General features: G+C 57.1%; 16 protein-coding genes. 9 read left to right on the top strand and 7 right to left on the bottom strand.

Annotated elements, in window-relative coordinates; genetic code table 11:
- Nucleotides 1–95: 95 nt before the first annotated feature.
- Nucleotides 96–971 (top strand): lipoyl synthase, encoded by an 876-nt coding sequence (lipA, locus tag ET33_RS33730; protein ID WP_036692909.1) that lies wholly within the window; start codon nt 96–98, stop codon nt 969–971.
- A gap of 18 nt (nt 972–989) precedes the next feature.
- A complete protein-coding gene (locus ET33_RS33725) occupies nt 990–1,670 on the top strand; it encodes a YutD family protein (RefSeq protein WP_036692905.1) in 681 nt (226 codons plus the stop codon).
- Nucleotides 1,671–1,764: 94 nt separating this feature from the next.
- Here ET33_RS33725 and ET33_RS33720 read toward each other — a convergent pair whose 3' ends face one another.
- Both ET33_RS33720 and ET33_RS33715 read right to left on the bottom strand, forming a co-directional pair.
- Nucleotides 1,765–2,577 (bottom strand): NAD kinase, encoded by an 813-nt coding sequence (locus tag ET33_RS33720; protein WP_036692900.1) that lies wholly within the window; start codon nt 2,575–2,577, stop codon nt 1,765–1,767.
- Nucleotides 2,578–2,608: 31 nt separating this feature from the next.
- Entirely contained in the window at nt 2,609–3,292 is a 684-nt protein-coding gene (locus ET33_RS33715) for a flagellar brake protein (RefSeq protein ID WP_036692897.1), read from the bottom strand.
- A 313-nt stretch (nt 3,293–3,605) separates the two neighbouring features.
- Between ET33_RS33715 and ET33_RS33710 the strand changes: the two genes are divergently transcribed.
- The 4 genes from ET33_RS33710 to ET33_RS33695 are packed head-to-tail and all read left to right on the top strand — an operon-like array spanning nt 3,606 to nt 7,030.
- Nucleotides 3,606–4,511 (top strand): ABC transporter ATP-binding protein, encoded by a 906-nt coding sequence (locus tag ET33_RS33710; RefSeq protein WP_036692895.1) that lies wholly within the window; start codon nt 3,606–3,608, stop codon nt 4,509–4,511.
- Nucleotides 4,512–4,541: 30 nt separating this feature from the next.
- A complete protein-coding gene (locus ET33_RS33705) occupies nt 4,542–5,282 on the top strand; it encodes an ABC transporter permease (protein ID WP_036692893.1) in 741 nt (246 codons plus the stop codon).
- The gene (locus ET33_RS33700) at nt 5,283–6,425 is read left to right on the top strand and encodes a sensor histidine kinase (protein WP_036692890.1); all 1,143 of its coding nucleotides are present in this window, start codon (nt 5,283–5,285) and stop codon (nt 6,423–6,425) included. It abuts the gene before it with no gap.
- On the top strand, nt 6,422–7,030 hold the full coding sequence (locus ET33_RS33695; RefSeq protein ID WP_036692888.1) for a response regulator transcription factor: 609 nt from the start codon (nt 6,422–6,424) through the stop codon (nt 7,028–7,030). The genes ET33_RS33700 and ET33_RS33695 overlap by 4 nt, the downstream gene beginning before the upstream one ends.
- Before the next feature lie 12 nt (nt 7,031–7,042).
- Here ET33_RS33695 and glgP read toward each other — a convergent pair whose 3' ends face one another.
- Together glgP and ylbJ are read right to left on the bottom strand one after the other, a co-directional pair.
- Nucleotides 7,043–9,613, bottom strand: a complete 2,571-nt coding sequence (gene glgP, locus ET33_RS33690; RefSeq protein WP_036692886.1) for an alpha-glucan family phosphorylase — start codon at nt 9,611–9,613, stop codon at nt 7,043–7,045.
- A gap of 84 nt (nt 9,614–9,697) precedes the next feature.
- Nucleotides 9,698–10,987 carry a sporulation integral membrane protein YlbJ gene (gene ylbJ / locus ET33_RS33685; protein WP_051776014.1) on the bottom strand — a complete coding sequence of 430 codons (1,290 nt, stop codon included), beginning with the start codon at nt 10,985–10,987 and terminating at the stop codon, nt 9,698–9,700.
- A gap of 307 nt (nt 10,988–11,294) precedes the next feature.
- On the opposite strand from ylbJ, the gene ET33_RS33680 reads away from it, so the two are divergent.
- Both ET33_RS33680 and ET33_RS33675 read left to right on the top strand, forming a co-directional pair.
- Nucleotides 11,295–11,690 (top strand): globin domain-containing protein, encoded by a 396-nt coding sequence (locus tag ET33_RS33680; RefSeq protein ID WP_036692882.1) that lies wholly within the window; start codon nt 11,295–11,297, stop codon nt 11,688–11,690.
- A 46-nt stretch (nt 11,691–11,736) separates the two neighbouring features.
- Nucleotides 11,737–12,438 carry a DUF2225 domain-containing protein gene (locus tag ET33_RS33675; protein ID WP_036692880.1) on the top strand — a complete coding sequence of 234 codons (702 nt, stop codon included), beginning with the start codon at nt 11,737–11,739 and terminating at the stop codon, nt 12,436–12,438.
- 52 nt (nt 12,439–12,490) lie between these two features.
- Here the strand turns inward: ET33_RS33675 and ET33_RS33670 are convergent, their stop codons facing one another.
- From ET33_RS33670 to ET33_RS33660, 3 genes are read right to left on the bottom strand one after another with little or no spacing between them, the layout of a single operon-like run.
- On the bottom strand, nt 12,491–13,579 hold the full coding sequence (locus tag ET33_RS33670) for a GGDEF domain-containing protein (protein ID WP_051776013.1): 1,089 nt from the start codon (nt 13,577–13,579) through the stop codon (nt 12,491–12,493).
- A 29-nt stretch (nt 13,580–13,608) separates the two neighbouring features.
- Nucleotides 13,609–13,854, bottom strand: a complete 246-nt coding sequence (locus ET33_RS33665) for a hypothetical protein (RefSeq protein WP_036692878.1) — start codon at nt 13,852–13,854, stop codon at nt 13,609–13,611.
- Between the two features lie 4 nt (nt 13,855–13,858).
- Nucleotides 13,859–14,050 (bottom strand): YycC family protein, encoded by a 192-nt coding sequence (locus ET33_RS33660; RefSeq protein ID WP_036692877.1) that lies wholly within the window; start codon nt 14,048–14,050, stop codon nt 13,859–13,861.
- A 158-nt stretch (nt 14,051–14,208) separates the two neighbouring features.
- Between ET33_RS33660 and ET33_RS33655 the strand changes: the two genes are divergently transcribed.
- On the top strand, nt 14,209–15,999 hold the full coding sequence (locus ET33_RS33655) for a M3 family oligoendopeptidase (RefSeq protein ID WP_036692873.1): 1,791 nt from the start codon (nt 14,209–14,211) through the stop codon (nt 15,997–15,999).
- Nucleotides 16,000–16,159: the final 160 nt, after the last annotated feature.

Raw genomic sequence — 16,159 nt, 5'->3', positions numbered from 1 at the left:
AAAGTAATTTCGAAAGTGGATTGTTGGCCTATTCGTGTTATAATAGCTTCAAATCCAAGCACAAGAAAAGCTTGCTGCGGAACAGGAGTGCATCCATGGCGACTCATCAAATAGAACGCAAGCCCGAATGGCTGAAAATCAAGCTGACGACGGGAGACAACTACAAAGAGCTGAAAAACATGATGCGCGGCAAAACGCTGCACACGGTATGCGAGGAAGCGAAGTGCCCGAACATCCATGAGTGCTGGGCGGCCCGGACCGCCACCTTTATGATTTTGGGCGACATCTGTACGCGGGCGTGCCGATTTTGCGCAGTCAATACCGGGATGCCGACGGAGCTGGATCTGCAGGAGCCGGAGCGCGTCGCGGAGGCGTCGGAGCAGATGGGCCTGCGCCATGTCGTCGTCACTTCCGTCGCGCGGGACGATCTGAAGGACGGCGGGGCTTCGGTGTTCGCCGCGACGATCCGGGCGATTCGGGGGCGTCTGCCGCTGGCCGGAGTCGAGGTGCTTATTCCCGATTTTCAAGGGGACGAGGAAGCGCTTCGCACCGTGCTCGAAGCGAAGCCCGATATTTTAAACCACAACGTGGAGACGGTGGAACGGCTGTCTGACAAGGTGCGGGCCAAGGCCAAATACCACCGTTCGCTGGAGCTGCTTGAGCGTTCCAAGCGGATCGCCCCTTCGATCCCGACGAAATCGAGCATCATGCTCGGCGTCGGAGAGACATGGGACGAAATTTTACAGACGATGGACGACTTGCGCGCCGTCGATTGCTCCATTATGACGATCGGCCAATACTTGCAGCCTTCGCTCAAGCATTTGCCGGTATCCAAGTACTACACGCCGGAGCAATTCGCAGAGTTGAAGCAGGAAGGATTGAAACGCGGGTTCAGCCACGTGGAGTCCGGCCCGCTCGTTCGCAGCTCGTATCATGCGCATGAACAGGTCCAATCGGCGAAGCAGTCGTAAACTTCGGGAGGTGATACGGTGATTCATATTGCGGGCAAAACGTACGAAGTAGTCGTTGATCATAAGAACGGCTGGCGTTTCGAGGCGTTCCGCGACCGGTACAGCGAGGTGCTGGAGCGGTACGATTATATTGTGGGCGACTGGGGCTACAGCCAGCTCCGGCTGCGCGGATTTTTTAAGGACAACCATCCGAAAGCGACGAAGGACAGCATGATCTCCACGCTTCAGGATTATTTGAACGAATACTGCAATTTTGGCTGCGCCTATTTCATCATTGAGAAGGTGCCGAACAAGAGCGGAGTGGAGCCGACCGGATCGCCGGGGGATTTCTACGAGGATAGTCCGGCAGCCGAGGCAGGCGCAGGGACGGAACAAGGCGCACAGCCCGCTGTAACGGCCGAAGCCTCCGTGCACGGACATGAGGACACGGCCGCTGCTGCGGCCCCCCGCACGCCGCAGTATCAACGGCACAACCCGTCCGGCAAGACGTATGGTTCCCGCCATGGGCAAGGCCAGCAGTCCGGCGGCCAAAACCAGTCCAAATCGCAGCACGGTTCTGCGCGGCAGGGCGAGGGAAGATCCGGGGGTCGGCATCAAGGCCAGGGCCAGAACAGGCAGCAGGGGCACGCGTCCAAGCCGAAAGGCGGACAGCCCTCCCAAAACCCGCCGAAGTCCAAGCCGGAATCGTCTCGCGTGTAGGCGTAACGACAAATAAAGACCCGATGACCGTCTCCCTGCGAAAGTGCGGGAGGACGGGCACCGGGTCTTTTTACGCCAGTCAATTGCAGCGTAATCAAACCATGTCATAGCCGATGAACGCTTCGCGTACGCGGCTCCAGAACGGAAACGGACGGAAGCGGGCGAACTTAACCTTTTTGCCGGCGGCGACCAGGCTGCGGATCGAGATGATATCGTTGCGCTGCATGTACAAATGATCGAGCGACAGCAAAATATTTTGGTTCGCGCGCGGGTAGATGTCGCAGTGGTGGTGCTTCGGCAGCAAGATCGGCGAACCGAGCGTGCGGAATACGCGGTTGTTGATCGAAGCGATCTCTGCAATCTGAATGGCGTCGAGCGACGGATGCACGATGGCGCCGCCCAAGCTTTTGTTGTAGGCGGTGCTTCCCGACGGCGTGGAGATGCAGATGCCGTCTCCGCGGAACGTCTCAAGCAGCTCGTCGTTAATATGCAGTTGGGCAACCAGCGTAGCGTCGACGCCTTTCAGCGTAAATTCGTTCAGCGCAAGCTCCGTTTCAATCCCTTGGGCAGTCGTGATCTGGATTTCGACTAAAGGATATTTGACGGCGCGCAGGTCATTTTGATTGGCGCTCTCGCCCATCAGTTGGGCAAGTAGCTCGACTTCATCCGGCTTCCAGTCGGCATAAAAACCAAGTCTTCCGGTGTGAATACCGGTAAATGCAATGTGATCGAGCTGGTCCTTATATTGATGAAACGCATGAAGCAGCGTCCCGTCGCCGCCAATGGATAGTACGATATCAGGGGACGCTTCTTCGTGAATGAGCCCGTACTGACGGATCAATTCGTGAAACCTGTGCATCAATTGGATGGAGATGTCATCGCCGCGGTGTATCACATTGTATTTCAACCGGTTATCCTCCTATAACTATCCGCTTTCGTCAGCTATCGGCTCCCGAAGCGGAGCAATACTCCTCCATAAGCGCGGCAGTGCTGTCCGGAACACGATGGAACCGTACGGCTACCCGGTAAGCATCGTTGCTGAAATGGGCCACGCGTACGATTTCCCCATAGACCGTAATCTTCTGGGCAATGCCGGGAAGAACAAAAGATAATTCCAATTCGAGCGGGCAAAACACGCGGGTCGACGTCATGAATGCCATCCCTCCGCTGGACAAATCCAGGATTTGTCCCGTAAACGCCACGTTCTGATGCGATATTTGCTCCCGTACCCCGACGATCCGGGAAGTAACCGGCGTGCGGGTAGGCAGGGCAATACGCGGATAGCGCCTTTTCTGCGACTGCTTCAGCTCCAGCGGCGCGGTTAAGGTTAACGTGCATACATTACGCTTCGTTTCCAAATGCAGCAGATCAACCAAAGCATAATACAGAATGCCCTGCTCGCGGAAAGAAAATTCAATAAAGCATACATGATGCAGCTTCTCCAGCGGATGGATCGACGCGGCATCGAGCGTGACCGTCAGTTCCTCCGCGGAACCCTTGAGAAGCGTAAAGCTGTCCTCGTAGCAAAAGGGCGAGCCCTCTTTGGTTTCGCCTACCACGATGAGACTGCAGCTTCTCGGGAAAACAACCGTTTCGTTTGCCATGGCCAAGGTCCAGTTCATCAGTTATCACCACACGGTATGACTTTCTGAAACTTTCATTACCGTTTACATCCATAATAATCAATAATGTAAAATAACACAATGCCGGAAGCGAGGGGTTCGAGTTCGTTTCAGCGTCTTCCCGGCTTTGTGCGCGCGAGTCTGCCCTCCTGATGCTTCTGGTCGGAGAGCAGGCTCTATTGTTTTGTGCCGTTCCGAGCACGAGATGATATTTATCACCCGAAAGAGATGATACGAATAACTACAGTGCCAGACCGCGGCATTATATGATTTATCCAAGGAAGTTAACCCGAACAGCAAAGGTGATGAAATCATGAAGCACGCGATCGAACTTGAACATGTAACCAAGCAGTACCGCGAGAAAAAAGCCGTGGACGACATGACGCTGCATATCGAGCAAGGCAGCATCGTCGCGCTGCTTGGCCCCAACGGCGCAGGCAAATCGACGACCGTCAACATGGTATTGGGGCTGACCGCCCCCACGGCAGGCACCGTGCGTTTGATGGGCGGCAGTCCGCGGGATCGGGCCGTCCGTAACCGGATCGGCGCGATGCTGCAGGAGGTAAGCGTGATCGACAGCCTGAAGGTGGAAGAGACGATCAATCTGTTCCGCAGCTACTATACAAACCCGTTATCGACCGGAGAGCTGCTGCGAATTTCCGGGCTCGAAGACGACCGGGGCAAGTACGCCACTTCGCTGTCCGGGGGACAGATGAGGCGTTTGGGCTTCGCATTGGCGATGGCCGGCGACCCGGAATTGATATTCCTGGACGAACCGACGGTGGGGATGGACGTGACGTCGCGGCAGCTGTTTTGGCGGACGATCCGCTCCTTTGCCGGCAGCGGGCGGACGATTATTTTGACGACCCACTATTTGGAGGAAGCCGACAGCATTGCCGACCGGGTCGTCGTCGTCAACCAAGGCAAAATCGTCGCCGACGGGACGTTGGACGAGATTAAGGAAAGCACCGGAAGCCGGCACGTATCTTTCACCGCCGGCTCGAATGTGATGACCAACCGGCTGCTGGGCCTGCCCGGCGTGACCGACGTGCAGTGGACCGGCCGCCGCGTGAAGGTGTACGGCAGGGATACGGACGGCCTGCTCTACGCGTTGATCCGCAGCGATCTGGACATTCAGGATATCGAAACGCACAAAGGCGGGCTGGAAGACGCTTTTCAATCGCTGGTCGGCTCGCCGGAAGCGGAAACAATGGTCTAAACCACTCGAAAGCACAGGAGGATGACGAATATGAATATGTTCATTGCCCAATGCAAGGCAGAGCTTTTGCGCTCGCTTCGCAACAAAAAGGTCGTTTTATTTTCCATCGGATTTCCAATGCTGTTTTATCTTATTTTTACGAATTCCGTCGGGGGCGATGCCGATATGGGCGGTACCGTCTGGAAAACGTATTATCTCATGTCGATGACGGCCTTCGGCCTGCTGTCCGTCAGTATTAATACGCTCGGAGTTCGCATGTCCCAGGAGCGGGCGCAAGGCTGGGTGCGCTGTCTTCATGTGACGCCGCTGCCTTCCAGCGCGTACGTCGGCGCCAAAATCGTCTCCATGGCATTGGTGAATACGGCGATTATCGTCGTCATGTTTTTGGCGGGCGGCTTGATCAAGGGGGTTCAGCTCAGTATGGTGCAATGGGTCGGCTGTGGCTTATGGCTCCTGATTGGCTCGCTGACGTTCCTAGCGCTAGGCACGCTTGTCGGTATGGTCAAAAAGGCGGAACTTGCCCAAGTGATCGCTAGCCTGCTGCAAATCGGGCTGTCGCTGATCGGCGGCCTTTGGATGCCCGTCGCTGCGATGCCGCCGATGATGAAGGCCATCGCCGTTTGGACGCCGTCCTACAATTTCGGAAACGGGACCTGGTCGCTGATTGCCGGCCATTTGCCCGAATGGACCAGCTTGATGGTTTTGGCTGCGTATTTGATCGTTTTTGTGTTACTATCTTCTTATCTCGCCAAAAAACAGGAAGCGGTGTAAATGAAGATAAGGTTGCCATTCCGGTTTTTTCCGGAAAAATTCAAGCATTTCGGCTTCATTTGGGTCATCAATTTGACGATCCCTTTATATTACTTGCTGCAGATGCCTTTCCACGCAGCGTGGATCGGATACGTGAGCGTCGCCATCCTGGCGTTTGCTTTCCGGCAGGCGTTGTGGGACAGGGAGAGACGTTTTGTTTATGCGCTGGTCCAGATTACCTCCGTCGCCGTTTTGGGGTACGTGTATACCCCCTCTTTTTTATATTTCGGCTTTTACTGCATCATGGCGATCGGGATGCTTTCTACCGTCCGCAAAGTTTCGTTTGCCGTCGCGTACATGGTGGCCGCCTTTGGCTTAACGATCTATTTGTTTTACGAAAAAGTGGGCGAGGCGCTGCAATTCGATTTTGTTCCCACTCTGATCATTCTTGCCGTGCTGCCCTTTGCCATGAGATCCCAGCGGAAGGCGGAAGAGCTGCGCAAGCAGCTGCGGCATGCGAACGACGAGATCGAGCGGCTGATCAAAAACGAGGAGCGCCAGCGGATCGCCAGAGACCTGCACGATACGCTCGGTCATACGTTGTCTCTGATTACGCTGAAGGGCGAGCTGGTCGAGCGGCTCATCCCGCACGATCCCGAACGGGCGGTGCAGGAAGCGAGGGATATCCAGACGACGTCCAGAACCGTGCTGAAGCAGGTCCGGGAGCTCATCTCTGATATGCGCGCGGTGCATCTCGCGGACGAGCTTCGGCAAGCCGGTGAGATTTTGAGCTCGGCCGGGATCGGTTTCGAGACGGCAGGGGATGCGGAGCGGATTCGGACGACACCCGTCGTGATGAACATCCTAAGCATGTGCTTACGGGAAGCCGTGACCAATGTGGTCAAGCACAGCAGGGCGAAGCATTGCAAGGTGGAGCTGATGGAGAAATCCGGCTCCTATGTGCTTAAGGTGCACGACGACGGCGTCGGGATCGACGGCGCGGGAAGCAAGCTCGGACAGACGGGAAGCGGCCTGCTGGGGATGAAGGAAAGGCTGTCGCTCATTGAAGGGACGCTGGAGTTCTCCAAACAGGAGGAAACGGGAACGATGTTGACCATTACGGTTCCGAACGTTGTTAAACGGCAGCAAACGGAGGGAAATTGATGAAAATCGTTATTGCGGAAGACCAAGGCATGCTGCGGGGCGCGATGAGCACGCTGCTCTCGATGGAAGAAAATATCGAGGTTGCCGGTCAAGCCGGGGACGGGGAAGAGGCGCTGCGGCTTATCCTGAGCCTGGACCCCGATCTTTGCGTGATGGACATTGAAATGCCGGTGCTGAGCGGACTCGACGTAGCCGAGCGTTTGAAGGCGGAGGGCAGCCGGTGCCGGGTCGTCATCGTGACGACCTTTGCCCGGACCGGCTATTTTCAACGCGCGATGCGGGCGGGTGTACAGGGGTATCTGTTGAAGGACGCCCCCGTATCCGATCTGGCCGGCGCTCTGCGCACCATTCATGCGGGCGGCCGGGTCATCAGTCCCGAGCTCGCCTACTCGATGTGGGAACAAGAAAACCCGCTCACGGAGCGGGAGCAGGATATTTTGCGGCATTTGGCCCAAGGATCGACGGTGGGCGAAATTTCCGGCGCCTTATTTTTATCTCCGGGCACGGTGCGCAACTATATCTCCGAAATCATGCAGAAGCTCGAAGCCAAAAACCGGATCGACGCCGTGGCGATTGCCCAAAACAAAGGCTGGATCGAGACTTGACCCGTCGTTCCGTTAAAAGGTTGTAACCAGCGGCAGCTCGAAGTGGCGGGCGAAGTTCGCGCTCACCGGATACACGCGCACGCTGTAATGGGGGCCATGCTGGAGATGGGGCGGAAGGACCGCCCGGTACAGCACCATATTGTCTCCGAGCTCGCGCACAGGCTCCATCGTCACGATCACCGGGTCCCAGCGGCCCGCTTTTTCCTCGTAGTAGACGATCTCGACCGCCGTATCTTTATACCAGACCGGTCCGAATTTCACCGTGGCCGTGACCTCCTTGGGGGAGGTCGCGTTCGTATGAGCCGGGGGATCGTTCAGCTCGGCGACGCGGACGTGATGCCAGTTTTTCCGGATAAACCTTTTGTAATCGGCGACTTTGGTCGCTTCGTCATAGCGGTTGGCTACGAAATGCTGCGTCCGCTTCAAGGCGGGGACGTAAAATTCGTTCACGTACTCCATGACCATCCGGTCCGAATTGTACACCGGTGCGAGCGTGCGGATCGAGCGCTTCATCCGGGCGACCCATTGGGCCGGGATTGGGCGTTGATTGTAATAGAGCGGCACGATCTCCGTTTCGAGCAGCCGGTAGATCGCTTCGGTGTTCTCGCGTTCCTGCGTACCGGCATCCGCCCCGTCGCTCGATTCGATGCTCCAGCCGTTGGCGCCGTCGTAGCCTTCCTCCCACCAGCCGTCCAGCACGCTGAAGTTGATGACGCCGTTCATCGCGGCTTTTTGGCCGCTGGTGCCGCTTGCCTCGTACGGCCGCCGAGGGTTGTTGAGCCAGACGTCCACCCCTTGCACCAGATGGCGCGCCATGTTCATGTCGTAATTTTCAAGCAGCACGATTTTGCCGCGGAACCGGTCCAGCTCGGATACCCTGTAGATCTCGCGGATCAGCTCTTGTCCGGGACGGTCGGCCGGGTGCGCCTTGCCCGCGAAGACGAACTGTACCGGCCGGTTCGGATCGTTCACCAAGCGGTCCAGCCGCTCCAAATCGTTGAAGATCAGATTGGCTCGCTTGTAGGTCGCAAACCGACGGGCGAAGCCGATGGTCAGCGCGTCCGAGGACAAATAGTTCCGGACCTCCTCGATCCGGTCCGCCGGCAGGCTGTTGCGGCGCCGCTGCTCGCGCAGGTTGGCGCGGGCGAGCCGGATCATCCGCTGCTTCAGCTCCATATGAACGGACCAGAGCGACTCGCTTGGCACCAGATCGACGGTTTTCCACGCGTCTTTATTGGCTTGATGGCTCAGCCACGTCCCCGGCAAAAAGCGGCCGAACAGCTCCTTGAGCTCGGGGGCGAGCCACGTGCTCAGGTGGACGCCGTTGGTCACGTGCCCGATCGGCACCTCCGGGATACCAATGCCGCCGTGGAAGGCCTGGAACATCTCGCGCGACACGTGGCCATGCAGCTTGCTGACCCCGTTGCGCAGCGCGGAGGTATTCAAGGCTAGGTGAGTCATGTTGAACAACTGCTTCGGCTCGTCGAGCCCAAGCCGGGTCCATTCCCGCCGGGCGGACGGATAATCGGCGAACAGGCGGCTGAAATAATATTCGAACATCGGAAGCGGGAACGCATCATGCCCGGCCGGTACCGGCGTATGCGTCGTAAATACGGTGCTGGCGCGGATGACCTCCAGCGCGACGTGAAACGTCAAGCCTTTGTCGAGCTGCTCGCGGATGCGCTCGAACGATAGAAACGCCGCATGCCCTTCGTTGATATGGAACGTGCCGGTTGGAATTCCCAGCGCCCGCAGCGCTTTGACGCCGCCGACGCCGAGCAGCACCTCCTGCGCAATCCGGATATCCTGATTCCCGCCGTATAATTGAGCCGTCAGCTCGCGGTCCCAGGGGTTGTTTTCCTCCAAGTCGGCATCGAGCAAATAGACCGGCACGCGGCCGACCTGCACCTGCCATACCTTCAAGCGGACGGTTCGATCGGCCAGCGGCACGTCAACGGCCAACTCCCGCAGCGGAGGCGCGCCATCCTCTTGACCTGCATCCGGCGCTTGGTCTTCCAGCACCGGAACATAGGCGGGGACGATCGGCAGCTTGTTGAAGTCGTAGGCGATATTTTCGGCCAGCTGCCCTCCCTCCGTATCCAGCTTTTGATCGAAGTAGCCCTTCTTATAAAGCAATCCTATGCCCACGAGCGGCACGCCCAAGTCGCTGGCCGATTTGCAGTGATCCCCGGCCAAAACGCCAAGCCCTCCCGAATAGATCGGAAGCGATTCATGAAAGCCGAATTCCGCCGAGAAGTAAGCGATCGCCTGGCGGGCGTGCTGCGGGTATTCCCTCTGAAACCACGTTTCCGCCTCGCGGTACGCGTCCCACTCGGCCATGACGTCACGGTATCGCTGCAGGAAAGCTTCGTCCTCCGACCGCTCCTTCAGCACGGCTGCATCCGTTTCCGTCAACAAGCGCACGGGATTGTGCCGGAACTGGTCCCACAGCTTCGGCTCGATCGCCGCGAACAGCGCCTTGGCTCCGTCGTTCCAACTGAACCACAGGTTGAAAGCAAGCTCGGTCAATCGCCCGATCGCAGGCGGCAGCGCCAAATCTCTTCGATGGAACATCGTATACATCGTTTCACCTCGACCCTGAATTTGGTTCTTCGACTGCGGAAGCAGAAGGAACCGGTTACGCTTCTGTTGGCTCCTAGTAGTATCTTATGATCGAATCCGCTTCATACATCTTTTCCCTATAAGAAAGCAGAGCGATAGGAGCAGCGATGCGCCCAGCACCGCAGCAAACGTAAGCCCGGCCGCCGGAAGCGTATGCTGCGCCAGCGTCTCCAGCGGGCGGGTCATATCCGGTTTAGGAAAAAAAGCGGCAAGCGCGGCATGATAAGGGGCAAGCGGCTGCCACAGAACCATGACAAGCCCTGCCGCAAGCAGGCCGTGGACGAATCGGGCCGCGACGAACGGCGTGTAGCGCAAGTTCGTATGGTGCAGCAGGCTGATGATCTGCGCATGCACCGAAAGGCCCCCCCAGGATAGCACCCAGGCGGCGATCGCCGCCTGATACACGAGCGGGACGCCGGCTGCCGCACCTGCGGCTTTGGCCCCGAGCGTCACCTCGAAGAAGCCGCTCGCTACCGCTTCGGCGAGTGGGAGCGGCAGTCTGAAGATGCCCAGCGCCGATTCGATGGCCGCGTAGAACAAGCTCATCACCTTCGCGGAAGCCATCACTTCCATGACGACGGAGAAAAAGACGACGAGCCCGCCGATCACGAAAATCATCTGCAGCCCCGAGGCGAGCGCCTGCTGCAGCATCGCGCCCAGTGTCCGGCCGTCGTTCATCCGGGCATGATGCATCGCTTCGAAAGCGCGGCGCCACAGTGGCTGGCCGGGGGAGGCCTCAAGGAGAGAGGTGAACGCCGGCTGGCGGTACTCATTGGTGTGCTTCTCTGGCCTGCCGTGAAACCGCATCAGGAGGCCGATCAGCAGAGCCGAGCCGTAATGCGCCGCGGCGAGCACGCCCGCAAGCGCGGCATCGTGAAAAAAACCGACGGCTACGGCGCCGATCAGAAAAATCGGGTCGGACGATGTTGTAAAAGCGACCAGCCGCTCGCCTTCTTCCCGGTTGACGAGCCGCTGTGTCCACAGCTGCGACGTCAGGCGCGCGCCGATCGGATAGCCGGAGGCGAAGCCCATGGCCATAACGAAGCCTCCGATACCGGGAATGCGGAATACCGGACGCATCATCGGATCGAGCAGCATGCCGAAAAAATGCACGATACCCAGCCCGAGCATGATTTCGGCGATGACAAAGAACGGGAACAGCGCCGGAAACAGCACGTCCCACCAGATGGACAATCCTTTCAGCGAGGCTTGAAACGCCTCGGCGGGGAAAGCGAGCATCAAGCAGGCCAGCAGGACGGCGAGCGATGCGGCGACATGGACGGATATTCGTTTGCCAAGCAGAGGTACCACTTCCTTTCGAGAAAGGCCTGTCATTCTGATATATGAGCCGCCGCGGGGAGACATGCCTCCCGGACGCGCAGGCACAGGGACGAAAAAGTTGCCGGGTCGTCAGAAAAAGGCTGAATTTTCGAGCTATGTATGGTACAATAGTACCAATATGAGAATGGGAGTGATTTCAGATGATGGGTATCATTGCTGGAATTCTCGTATGCGCTTTTGTGTATGTCATTAGGGAGACGTTGATGACGTCGGGCGAAGAGGATGTATGAAGCGTTTTACAAAATAACGATGCTAAGGTGCAAGGCAGCTTAGCATCTTTTTTCGTTGGGAGATGAACCGCATGACCCGGGGAGAACGGGAGATGACGTTTTACGAAGCGATCGGCGGGGAGGCGGCCATCCGCAGCATTGTGGAGGCATTCTACCCGAAGGTGCAGGCGCATCCGCTGCTGGGGCCCCTGTTCCCGGAAGACATTACGCCGGTCATGGAAAAGCAGTACTTGTTCCTGACGCAATTTTTCGGCGGACCGCCGCTGTATTCCGGGCAGTACGGGCACCCGATGATGCGTGCGCGGCATTTGCCGTTTCCGATCACGCCGGAACGCGCGGACGCCTGGCTCGGCTGTATGGCGGAGGCGCTGGAAGAAACGGGGATGGAACGGGAGCTTCGGCTTGCCGTACCGGAGCGGCTGAAGGGCCCGGCGTATCATTTTGTCAACAGCCATAGCAACAGCTAACGAAGCTTATCGAAACCAGAAAACGAAGCTGAAGGAAGTGTGTTCCGTGGTCGAACCTTTATTTCAAGTCAGCGTCAGATGTCATCACTGCGACGCCGTATTTCAAACGTCCCGCGTCCGCCCGAGCTTCAAGAAGGCTTCCGGGACCGACACCGATTTCTGCGTTCATTATAAGGATATCAACCCCGACTATTATGTCGTACGTATCTGCCCCCACTGCGGGTTTGCGGGGACGGAGAATTCCAAAGACCGGCTGACGCCTGCACAAAAAACGGCATTCCGCGAAAAAATCGCCGACCATTGGACGTACAAGGACTACGGGGGCGAACGGACGTGGGAAGATGCGCTCTACGCCTACAAGCTTGCGCTCGTTACCGCCCAGACGGTCAACGATAAAGGGCGCATTACCGCCGGGATGCTGCACCATATCGCCTGGCTTTACCGCTACCGGAACGACAAGGAGCAGGAAGCCCGGTTTTTGCAGCATGCGCTGGATGAGTATACGCGGGCGTTCGAGACGGAAGCGGCGGAGATGAACAATGCCCGTCTGATGTACCTGATGGGGGAGCTCAACCGTCGACTGAAGCAGTATAACCAAGCGGTCAAATGGTTCTCGCGCGTCATTAACGACAAGCACATTATGGATGCCGGCATGATTCGGGCATGCCGCGAGCAATGGGCCGTGGCCCGTGAGGATATGCATGCGGATTCGGTCGTGCTCGAACCCGAGGCCCAGGAATTGACCTAACGCCTTCAACTCAAAAACGCTTCAAGCTTCCCGGTATCGATCCGAGAACGCTTCAAGCGTTTTTTTGCTGCGTTTGATCCGCCCGATAGAACGTATAGCGGTTTTTGCCCGATTGCTTGGAGACGTACAGGGCCTCGTCCGCTTCGGCAATCAGCCGGCGGAGCTCGTCTCCCGGCATGCGGGAGATGGAGATGCCGATCGAAATCGTCGTTCCGGCCACGGAATCCCCGTAAAAGTGGTGCTCTTCGATGTTGTGGCGCAGCCAGTCCGCATAGTGCGTCAGCTGGGTTTCATCTGTCATGTGGCTTAAAATAATGAATTCTTCTCCACCGTATCTGGCGATGTAGTCCTGCTCATGGACGGCCGTTTTCAGCAGTTGTCCGGCCTCCCGAAGAAGCTGATCTCCGTGCAAGTGTCCGAACGTATCGTTGTACCGTTTGAAATTGTCGATATCGATCATCATGATGGCGATGCGCCGGCTGCGGACGGTCCGCTTGGCGATATCCATAAAGCCGCGCAGATTCGGCAGCCGGGTCAGGTTATCCTGTTTCGCTTCCAGCTCCAGCTTCCGCTGTACGATCCAGATTTTATTCTCGTCATTGAACATATAGATCAAGGCCATGATCACCAGCCCCGAGAAGACGAGCATCAGCAGCTGCGACAGCCAGAACATCGAGGTTTGGGTCGTCTCCAGCTGGACTTGCGAAACCACGCGTACCACGGTGAGAATCGCGCAGACGCTCCATCCGTCGGTCAGCCGGATGAAAGAATAACCGGAATCGTATTCTTTCCGATGAAACAGCGAGCTGATGATGGCGGGCAGCAGAAGGGCCTGAACGGATTCGATACCCCAGTCCGGCCTGTGCTCCAGCAGCATGTACCCCGCGGGAAGCAAGGTGGACAGCAGAGAGGAGACCCAGCCGAATCGCAGGCCGGCCATGACGATCGGTGCGAATTTCAAGTCGCTGAACAGGGAGTCCCCCGGCAAGGGCAAGAGCATCATAACGATGCTGGCGGCTCCCGTCAGCAAAGGCACGGCTAATGCTTGTAAACGTTCGATAACCAGCAGATTGCGTATCTTAAGTGCCATATAGCTGAGCGCTATCAAAGTACAAGCATGCGTAAGCGCAAAGAAATCCATGAAGATGTCTCCTGGGAAGGCGGGAACGCTTACTCTTTGCCGTATCGGCGCAGCGGACGGCCCGCAAGCAAATAATCTTGGTCGGCATCGACCAGAGTCTCTTTATTTCGGCAGCAGGGGAAGACGAGCAGTTTTTTGACGCCTTCGCGAAGTTCCGAGAGGTCTTTAAGTTTGAGCGGCAGCAAAACATTGGCAGCGTGGCAAAAGGGGCAGCTGTGCACATACACGTCTTGTCCGATCCGTTCATAGGGCCATGTATTTTCAAATGGAATCATAGGTCTACTCCCGGCCGGAAACGCCGGAATCTTTATCCGGTGTCGGAGCCGTGGAATTGTCCTTCGTCTGTCCGGCGAGCTCGGCCAGCTTCTGCAAAAGAATATGCTGAGGCATATGCATCAGATGTTCGATCGGAACCTTCAATTCCTTCGCGAGTTTCTGCGCCGTCTCAGGTGAAATCTGCAAAGGTCTCATTCGCAGTCCCTCCAGTCTATAGATCTACAGTCTCCATTTAATCATATCCGAGACCTAAAATTCAACCAAAAAATGGGGCCGCAGCATTTTGGTTTTGCGCCAAATTGTGGTTTAATGGAAAGAGATACATAATGTATAAATAAGGAAGGTGTTTACCCATGCATAATCCTTTGCCGCAAACTTGGAATTTGGAGCGCTTTTTTCCGGGAGGCAGCGGGTCTGATGCTTTTATTCAATTTTTGAAAGAGCTGCAATCGAACATCGCCGAGCTTGACGAGACGTTAAGAGGGCTGGCCGTACCGGAAAGGGCCGAGCAATCGGCATCGCTGCTTCCCGTGATCGTGTTGGTGCAAACGGCTTTATTAAAAATACGCGAAGCGGAGTCGTTCACCGGCTGCCTGACGGCGGAAAATCAAAGCGACAAGCGCGCGGTCCAGCTCACCGGGCAGGTGAAGTCGATTCAAGCCGCTTTCGCTTCCGCCTTGACGCGTTTTGACGATTTTCTGCGCCGCATTCCCGAGTCGGCTTGGCGAAGCTTGCTTGCTCATGCGGAGCTGAGTGAAATCGCTTACCCGCTTGAAGAGCGGCGCCGGCTCGCTTCGGAGAAGCTGCCGCCGGAGCAGGAGGCGCTTATCCACGACCTTGCCGTAGACGGGTATCACGGTTGGGGCGAGCTGTACAACACGACCGTGAGCAAATTCAGCATCCCGTTCGAAGAGAACGGGGGCATTACGGAGCTTTCGGCGGGACAAGCCGCCAACAAAATGTACAGCCCGGACCGCAGCGTACGGCAGCGGGTATTCGAGCTGTGGGAGCGGGAATGGGCGAAGCATGCCGATTACTGCGCCGACGCGCTCAATCATCTGGGCGGCTTCCGGCTTAAGCTGTATGAGCGCCGGGGCTGGGATGAGATTCATCGGGAGCCGTTAACCATTAACCGGATGTCGAAGGAAACGCTGGATGCGATGTGGGGCGTGATTGAGCAGAGCAAAGACGTGTTCGTCCGTTATCTGGAGCGGAAAGCGAAGCTGCTGGGCGTTGAGAAATTGGCATGGCATGATGTCGACGCCCCGGTCGGAGAAGGCAATATGACGTTCAGCTATGATCAAGGCGCGCAGCTCATCGTAGAACAGTTCCGCCGCTTCAGCCCGAAGATGGCCGAATTCACCGTAATGGCGTTCGAGAATGGCTGGATCGAAGCGGAGGACCGCGCAGGCAAGCGTCCCGGCGGATTCTGCACGTCGTTCCCCATCTCCGAAGAAACCCGTATTTTTATGACCTATGCGGGCACCGCATCGAATGTATCGACGCTCGCGCACGAGCTCGGACACGCGTACCATCAGCATGTGATGAACGATCTGCCGGCGCTGGCTCAGGAGTATGCGATGAACGTCGCCGAGACGGCTTCCACGTTCGCCGAGATGGTCGTCTCCGACGCGGCAGTGAAAGGGGCTGCAACCGACGAAGAACGGTTAACGCTGCTGGAGGATAAAATTCAGCGTTCGGTCGCTTTCTATATGAACATTCATGCCCGGTTCTTGTTCGAGACGGACTTTTATGAAGCGCGCCGCCACGGGCTTGTGAGCATCGAGCGGTTGAACGAATTGATGGAAGCCGCTCAGAAGAAGGCGTACCGGAATACGCTTGCCGAGTATCATCCGCACTTCTGGGCATCGAAAATGCATTTTTACTTGACGGACGTGCCGTTCTACAATTTCCCGTACACCTTCGGCTACATGTTCAGCACCGGTCTGTACGCCGAAGCGCTCCGCCGGGGCGCGGCGTTCGAAGACCAGTACATCGCGCTGCTGCGCGATACTGGGCGGATGACGGTCGAAGACTTGGCGAGCAAACATCTCGGCGTCGACCTGCGCCAGCCGGACTTCTGGCAGCAGGCGATGGACGTCACCATCTCCGACGTCAACGAGTTCCTGCGCTTAACGGAGTAGCCTTTAGCCTTTGGCCCCGCCTATTTTTAGGCGGGGTTTGCTCATTGGGAATAGAATCTCCGCATAAGCCGGTGGGGTATATCCCTCCAGCCGCTCTTGAAACCTGTGAATTGGATTAGAATTAGCGGTATTTTCACAGGTTTCAAAGTATTCCTGTAAG

Origin of the sequence: Paenibacillus tyrphae (assembly GCF_000722545.1) — a bacterium.
In the GTDB taxonomy this organism is placed as follows: domain Bacteria; phylum Bacillota; class Bacilli; order Paenibacillales; family NBRC-103111; genus Paenibacillus_G; species Paenibacillus_G tyrfis.
This window is presented reverse-complemented; position numbering and strand designations above follow the sequence as displayed.